The 7,072-nt window shown below is 66.7% G+C and carries 6 protein-coding genes; 4 read left to right on the forward strand and 2 right to left on the reverse strand.

Going from position 1 to position 7,072, the window contains the following annotated elements:
* Together MJD61_17260 and MJD61_17265 are read left to right on the forward strand one after the other, a co-directional pair.
* A partial coding sequence (locus tag MJD61_17260) for a pyridoxal-phosphate dependent enzyme (GenBank protein ID MCG8557011.1) occupies positions 1-711 on the forward strand: 711 nt, incomplete at its 5' end.
* A 12-nt stretch (positions 712-723) separates the two neighbouring features.
* A complete protein-coding gene (locus MJD61_17265) occupies positions 724-2,163 on the forward strand; it encodes a hypothetical protein (GenBank protein ID MCG8557012.1) in 1,440 nt (479 codons plus the stop codon).
* A 15-nt stretch (positions 2,164-2,178) separates the two neighbouring features.
* Here MJD61_17265 and MJD61_17270 read toward each other — a convergent pair whose 3' ends face one another.
* The gene (locus MJD61_17270) at positions 2,179-2,955 is read right to left on the reverse strand and encodes a glycosyltransferase (GenBank protein ID MCG8557013.1); all 777 of its coding nucleotides are present in this window, start codon (positions 2,953-2,955) and stop codon (positions 2,179-2,181) included.
* Positions 2,956-3,199: 244 nt separating this feature from the next.
* On the opposite strand from MJD61_17270, the gene MJD61_17275 reads away from it, so the two are divergent.
* Together MJD61_17275 and MJD61_17280 are read left to right on the forward strand one after the other, a co-directional pair.
* Positions 3,200-4,981, forward strand: coding sequence for a hypothetical protein (locus tag MJD61_17275; protein ID MCG8557014.1), 1,782 nt, complete (start codon positions 3,200-3,202; stop codon positions 4,979-4,981).
* A gap of 134 nt (positions 4,982-5,115) precedes the next feature.
* Positions 5,116-6,117, forward strand: coding sequence for a glycosyltransferase family 2 protein (locus tag MJD61_17280; GenBank protein MCG8557015.1), 1,002 nt, complete (start codon positions 5,116-5,118; stop codon positions 6,115-6,117).
* A gap of 22 nt (positions 6,118-6,139) precedes the next feature.
* Here the strand turns inward: MJD61_17280 and MJD61_17285 are convergent.
* The coding region (locus MJD61_17285) for an aminotransferase class I/II-fold pyridoxal phosphate-dependent enzyme (GenBank protein MCG8557016.1) at positions 6,140-7,072 on the reverse strand (933 nt) is incomplete at its 5' end.

Consider the following 7,072-nt stretch of genomic DNA (forward strand, 5'->3'; position numbering starts at 1 on the left):
CGAGCTCACGGGGTGCGGGCCACGATCACCATGCCAGACAACGCCAACACGGGCAAGGTGACGGCGATGCGCGGCCTGGGCGCAGAGGTAGTGTTTCACGGGCCGGATTTCGACGTGGCACGCGAGTGGATCACGGCCGTGGCGCAAGAAAGGGGAGGCTGCTACGTCGGCCCGACGGACGCTCCTCTGATCCATGGCGTCGGCACCTACGCTCTCGAGATCTTGGAGGAGCTGCCCGACGTGGACATGGTGTTCGTTCCCGTGGGAGGAGGCAGCGGCGCGTCGGCTGTAAGCATCGTTGCCAAGAGCATCAATCCACGGATCCAGGTGGTCGCTGCTCAATCCGCTCAGGCGCCTGCTATGCAACTGAGCTGGAAGTCGGGGCAGATGGTCAACGCCGAGATGAAGACGTTTGCCGAAGGTGTCGCAACGCGGGTTCCCTTTGAGAACACGCAGATCGTCATGCGGCGGTTTCTCGACGACTTCGTGCTGGTCCAGGACGAGCGCATCGAGCAAGCCATGCTGCTGCTGCTCGAGCACACGCACAATCTGGCCGAGGGCGCCGGTGCAGTGGCGCTGGCCGCGGCCCTGCAAGAACGCGAGCGCCTCGGGGGCAAGAGCGTGGTGCTCGTGCTCAGCGGCGGCAACGTAGGATTGGCCAAGCTGCACGAGATCCTGCGCAAGAGCCGCGCTGGCACCGCACGCCCATAGGAAGCCCCAAGGATGTTGGCGCCGCTGAGGTCAGAGAGTCTCGAAGCGTTCTCGGATGCCGCGAGGGGCGCAGGCCGGCGTGCGATCCGCAGCTTGGGCAACGACGCCGGTGTGTTCGAAGTGGGTTGCCTGGCCATCGGTGTGGCGATGCGACTCCTGTGGGTCCTGCTCGTGGCACCGGCGCCAGCGCACGACGCGATGTGGTACGTCGGAAAGGCGAGCGAGATGGCACAAGGCCTCGGCTACTCCGAGGACGGATTACCGACGGCGTATTGGCCGGTGGGCTACGTCGCGTTTCTGGCTGCATTGTTCGTCGTGACGGGCCCGGGGCTCGGCATCGCGCGCCTAGCAAACGTCGTGCTGAGCAGCGTGAGCTTGATCCTCGTGTATCGGCTCACGCATCGGTTCACCGCCTCTCCGATCGCTGCTCGGGCCGCGCTGCTCATGCTGAGCCTGTACCCGGCCGACATTGGCTTCTGCTCGCTTGCGGTCTCGGAGCCGCTTTTCGTGACCTTGACTCTGCTGGCGACCGAGGTCTTGGCCGCTCGAGCTGGGAGCCGTCAGGCGGCGCTGGCCGGCGTCCTGTTTGGACTGGCCACGCTCACGCGCGCACACGGCCTACCGCTGGCTATCGCGGTGGTGTCCCTCTTGCCCGGGTGCACTCGCAGGCGGCTCGGGATGGTCCTTGGTGCCTGCGCGCTGACCATGGTGCCTTGGGTCGCACGTAATTTCGTGGCCTTCGGCGAGCTTGTTCCCATCTCCAACAACGGTGGCGTCGCGCTGTACATTGGCAACAACCCGCACGCCACGGGTCGCTACGGATTCGGGCCAAAGGTGCGGCGGGCCCTGCTCGAGGGCAGGCGCTGGCTGGGCGGGCCGCGCGAGGCCGAAGTGAATCGGCGTGGCGTAGCGCTTTCGATCGCTCACGTATCGAACCATCCCTGGGCGGTCCTCAAGCTCTGGCCGCACAAGCTGCGCTACCAGTTCGCCGGAGACTCCGAGTTCCTGTGGTGGAGCCGCAGCGTCGAACCCAGCATCCGTGCCTGGTTTCCAAAACTCAAACCCGTGTTCCAAGCCTACTACTGGACGCTCTGCTCGGTGGCGTTGTGCGGCCTGCTCATCCTGGTGGCCGGCGTCGAGCCGCGCTGGATCGGACGGGCCTCCGGCGCCGCGCTTGTGGGAGCCACGGCCGCTCTGCAGTGGTACACGCTGGCGCTCGTGCTGCTCGCGACGCTCTTTTGGCGGCTCCGGCGTCCTTTCGAGGCACCTAGAGCCTTGTGGCTGCCCGCAGCTGTGGTGGCCTATTTCGTGGTCACCACGCTGGTCTTCTTCGGCTCGGAGCGCTTCCACCAGCCGGTCGTACCGTGGCTGGTCATGTGCGCCGGCTACGGGCTCGGGCTGGTTTTCAAGCAGCCCGTGGAACACAGCCCCTCGCTTCACCAAGAGTGCTGAGCTCAAGGGCCCGGGCTACGCGTCGCGGGTGCTCCAATAGTCCTGGTGCGCCAGCGCCTCGAGGTCCGCGTTTCGATACTCCCCGCGCACCCGCCGCCGCCGGATGCGCGTCAGCGCCCCGAGCATGCGTAGCGCATCCCGGCCCGGGCGGACCGTCGAGGGCGCCTGGAAGACCAGCCTGACCGGTACCCGCTTGATCTCGAGATTGTAGCCGAGCGCGATGTAGAGCAGCTCGACGTCCCCCGCGAAGCCGCTCTCTCGCAACAAGGGGAACAGTGCCGCTGCCACGTCGCCTCGAAAGGCTTTGATGCCGCACTGGGTGTCGCCAAGCCCGCTGGTGACCAGGAGCCGCACAACCAGCGTGAAGGCCCCGGTCAAGGCGCGGCGTACCGGGCCGAGCTCGTCGCAATAGCGGCTGCCCCGCAACCTGCGGTCACCGATCACGACGTGTACACCCCTGTCGATGACATGGCGGGCCATGTACAGGACCGCACCGTGCTCGTAGGGGACGTCCGCGTCCGTGAACAGGCGGCATGCGCCCGTGGCGCGGCCCATTCCAACCTTGAGCGCGCTGTACTTGCCCCGGTTTTCGGCCAGCTTCACGACGGCCAGCCGAGGCAGGTCCAAGCGCTCGAGCAGCTCACCTGTACCGTCCCCGCTTCCGTCGTCGACCACGACGAGCTCGTAGTCCAGCCCGTGGTCCGTGCGCTCGAGGTAGCGCGACAGTCCCCGAAGGCGGCCGGCGATGGTGCTCCCGCCCCGGAAGACGGGAATCACGATCGACAAATCCATCGGCCGGCAAGCTAGTCGACCCAAGTCCAGGTCGCCAGCCGCGCGACCCGGTTCGCGGCCGCGACTATCCGGGACTTGAACGGTGAGCAGCTAGCTGGCGCCGGTCGGAACCGGAGGCAGGCATGAGCTATTCCTTCGCGGGCTCTTGGGGCTTTCGGGTAGCATCGCCTGCGCTTCGTCTGCTTGCGAGCTCTCAGATGGACCTGCCAGTCGTTCACCAACGCCGGGCCTTGGTATTGGCCCGATGAGACGCTTGGAGGCGGCGGCGTTTGTGCTGCTCGGAGCGTTGCTGTTTCTGTACCGCATCCCCTACGGCTTTGAGACGGGCGATCAGAATACCTACCTGCCCCTGCCGTATCGGTCCATCTATCCGGGCTTCGTGCCAGGGGATTGGTTCACCTGGGAGACCAGCCACTATCACGTCACGTTTTCCTGGGTGATCCGCGCCCTGCATGCCCTGGCCGGGGAAGACCGCTTCGCCTGGGCCGTGCTGTTCATGCACGCTGCCGTGCTGGTTGGGCTGTGCGCCGCAATAGCCGCGCTGGCCCGGGCCTGCGGCTGGGGATACCCCGCGAGCATCGCCTGCCTGCTGCTCACGGCGATCATCCGCTCGCGCGGTTTGAACGGGGCGCTCCTGAACCACGGTTGGCTCGTTCCGGCCGACATGGCGCTGCCGGCGTTTCTGCTCGCGTGCGCAGCGTGGATCCGGGGCCGTTCCACAGCGGCGGGTGTTTGGCTTGGGGTCGCGGGCTTGCTTCACGCCAACTACGCGCTGGCCGGTGCGCTGGCGTTGGGCGGGCTGCAGGGGGCCCAGGCCTTGGCGCGGGGCTCTCCGCGCGACCTACTGAAGCTCGCACTCCCATTTGGTGTCATTGCGGCCCCGACGCTCTTCGTGGTCTTGCAGACCGTGACCCGCGACGCCGCACCCGAAGCAACGCCGATCTATTTCGTACGCTCGGCACATCACTACGAACTCGTACCCGTCTGGAACCCGGACAACTGGTGGCCGGTAGCGCTGCTCGTGCCCGGGCTTGGCCTGTGGCGATCGCTCGGCCGCGACCTGGTCGCGGGACGCGGGCCGTGGGATACGACCGGGTCCCGGGTGCTGGTCCTGCTGCTATGCCTCGGCGTCTTGCAGGCCGCAGCGGCTTTGGGAACGCTCGCGGGCTTCGGTGCGGTCCAGCGACTGTTTCTGTGGCGCCTGTCGCTGCCGCTGGTGGTGCTGCTCGCGCTCGCTGTGGGCGAAGCCCTGCGGCGAGTCCTTGTCCGGCGCGACGTGCCCACGCTGGTCTGGACGCTTGCCGGTCTGTTGCTGTTGCTTCCTTTCGGCGCGTTGCCGGCGCATTTCAGGTCAGCGAAAGCGATTGCCGTGGGGCTGGCTTTGGTGCTCGCGGGCGCGGCTGTGGCTGGCTGGGCCGGTCGCCGCCGGGTGCAGGCCGAGCCGGCCGCGGCGAGTGGGCACTGGCGTACGCCAGCAGGCCGGGCGCTGCTGGCCTCGGTGCTGGCGGCGGCAGTCTGGCTGGCTGCGGTTTCCTTTCCCGATCGAGGTATGGCAGGCATGACGCTGCCCTGGCGTGCGGCGTTCAAGCAGATGTGGACGACCTACCCGCTGCGTTTGCGGGAGCGCGTCCATGGCTGGCGGGGTCGATTGTACGCGTGGATCCGCACCGAATCGCCCCCCGATGCCCGCTTCTTGGTGCCGCCGGGGATGGGTGATTTTCGCTTGCAGGCGCGCAGGGCGAGCTTCGTCGATTGGAAGAACTGCCCAATCCGGGGGGAGGAGCTGCTCGAATGGCGCCGGCGCATGTTCCTGGTCATGGGGCTCGATCATTTTCCGGCGCGGGGCTATGAGCTCAGGGAAGCGGCGAGGCACCGGTATTTCAGGCTGCCAGCAAGCCGGCTCGCGCACATCGCACGCAGCGAGGGCTTGACGCATGTCGTGACCTGGGGCGCGCGCGATCACGCCCGGGCCGGGCTCGAGCGCGTGGCTCGGTTCGGAAGCTGGCAGGTGTACGAGCTGCGTTAGGGCCCGTCCCAGAATAACTGGTCGAGACCGGCCGATCCTCAAGCGATGCGAACCTCTCGAGTTCCCCGTAGGTCGAGCAGCCTGCTGGGACCGAGTTGCTGTGGTACGCCTGAGGCGCAAAGGACGAGCCCGACGTGAAGTCCATCGACATCATCGCGCCCGCGTACAACGAGCAGCAGTGCCTGCCCCTGTTCTACGAGCGGCTCACACGCGTGATCGATGAGCTGCCCTACCGTTTCCGGATTCTGATCATCGACGACGGCAGCCGCGATCGCACCCCGGAGATCTGCGCGGCCTTGAGCGCGCGCGATCCGCGCGTGGGCTATCTCAGGCTGTCGCGCAATTTCGGGCATCAAGCAGCACTTACGGCGGGGCTCGACCGGGCAGACGCCGACGCCGCCATCGCCATGGACGCCGACCTGCAGAACCCGCCCGAGGTGCTCACGCGTTTCATCGAGGCCTGGGAGCAGGGGGCCGAGGTCGTGTCGGGCGTACGCAATGGACAAAGCAGGATCGGCTGGTTCAAGCGCGCCGGCTCGAGCTTGTTCTATCGCTTCATCAACGCGATTTCAGCGGTGCCGATCACGGCCAACTCGGCGGACTTTCGCCTCTTCGATCGCCGTGTGATCGAGGCCACCCGGGCGCTGCGCGAGCAGGGTCGCTTCTTGCGTGGCATCTACGCCTGGGTGGGCTTTCGCGAGCACACAGTGCTCTACCGGCACGATCCGAGAGCGGCAGGCCGCTCCAAGTACGGCATCGCCCAGATGTGGCGGCTGGCCCGTGCCGCCATCTTGAGCTTCTCGCGCGTTCCGCTGCGTCTGGCGAGCTACCTCGGCCTCGCGATCTCGGGGGTTTCGCTTGCTTGCGGGATTACGGCAGCGGTGCGCTACGCCTGGTCGGGAAGCACGCAGTCGGGCTGGGTCTGGCTGGCCACGCTCATGGCGTTCTTGTCGGGTCTGCAGCTGCTCGTCCTCGGCATCGTGGGGGAGTACCTTGGTCAGGTGCTCGACGAAACCCGGCAGCGCCCGCTCTACGTTGTCGCCGAGAGCCGGCTGCCCGGACCGAGCGTAGTGGCTCTGCCAGCCAGCGACGTCGATCGTGCCCTCCAGCGCCGGCCGGCGATCTCCATGAAGTAGCTCTGCTAGCTTCATGCTGGCTTCATGACGGGCCTTGACATAGTGGCAACACGCGAGCCATGCGGTCGAGGGCCAGGTCCAGGGCTGGCTCGGGCACGCCGGCGAAGCATACGCGGAACAGACCGGGCTCCGCGCAGTGGCACGCCCTTCCCGGTGTCAGATTGACGCCGCCTTCGTCAAGCAGCCGGCGCCACAACGCATGCTCGGCCGGCCATGTGGCCTCGACCAGGTGCGCTCGCAAGTCGCACATCACGAAGAGGCCGGCTTCGGCCGGGACGTAACTGAAGCCGTGGCGCTCGAGCCCTGCGACGACTCGGCGATACGCGGCCGCGAGGCGTTGCCGCGCCTGATCGAGGTAGCCGTCGACGAAGGTGCGGTCCGAGATGACTTCTTGCAGGCGATACTGTGTCTCACTGGAACATGCGCACCAATATGCGAGTGCGTCGACTGCTCTCAGCAGATCGTCGTTTTCACTGAAGAGCACACCCGCACGCAGTCCGCTCGCCCCGAAGTCCTTGCTGAAGGCCCACACGAGGTGCGTCTTCGGTCCCAGGCTCTCGCGCAGCGACGCTGCACTGACAAAGCCACGCTCACCGAACACGGACAGTGCGTAGAGCTCGTCAAAAACCACATGCAGATCCTTGGCCTGCGCCCAGTCCAAGATCCGTGTGAGCTCTTCCTGGCCGTGGACCCTGCCCAGCGGGTTGTCCGGACTGGTAAAGAGCAGGGCTCGGATCGGCCGCTCAGCCGTCTCGTAGGCTTGCTCCAGGTCTTCGATCCGGAGCCTAAACTGTGTCTCGTGCCGGGTGTGCACGGGCACGATCTGCAAGCTGTCGCGGGTTTCGAGGTCCGCCCAGAACCCCGCGTAGCTCGGCGTGGGTACCAAGATGCCGTCGCCCGCATCGGCGATGGCGTAGAACACCAGCTCGAGCACGCTGCCCGCCCCTGCTAGCAC

Source organism: Pseudomonadota bacterium (assembly GCA_022361155.1).
GTDB lineage: Bacteria > Myxococcota_A > Polyangia > Polyangiales > JAKSBK01 > JAKSBK01.

Coding starts and splice junctions, on each gene's coding strand:
- MJD61_17265 (MCG8557012.1), top strand. CDS start 724: ATGTTGGCGCCGCTGAGGTCAGAGAGTCTCGAAGCGTTCTCGGATGCC.
- MJD61_17270 (MCG8557013.1), bottom strand. CDS start 2,955: ATGGATTTGTCGATCGTGATTCCCGTCTTCCGGGGCGGGAGCACCATC.
- MJD61_17275 (MCG8557014.1), top strand. CDS start 3,200: ATGAGACGCTTGGAGGCGGCGGCGTTTGTGCTGCTCGGAGCGTTGCTG.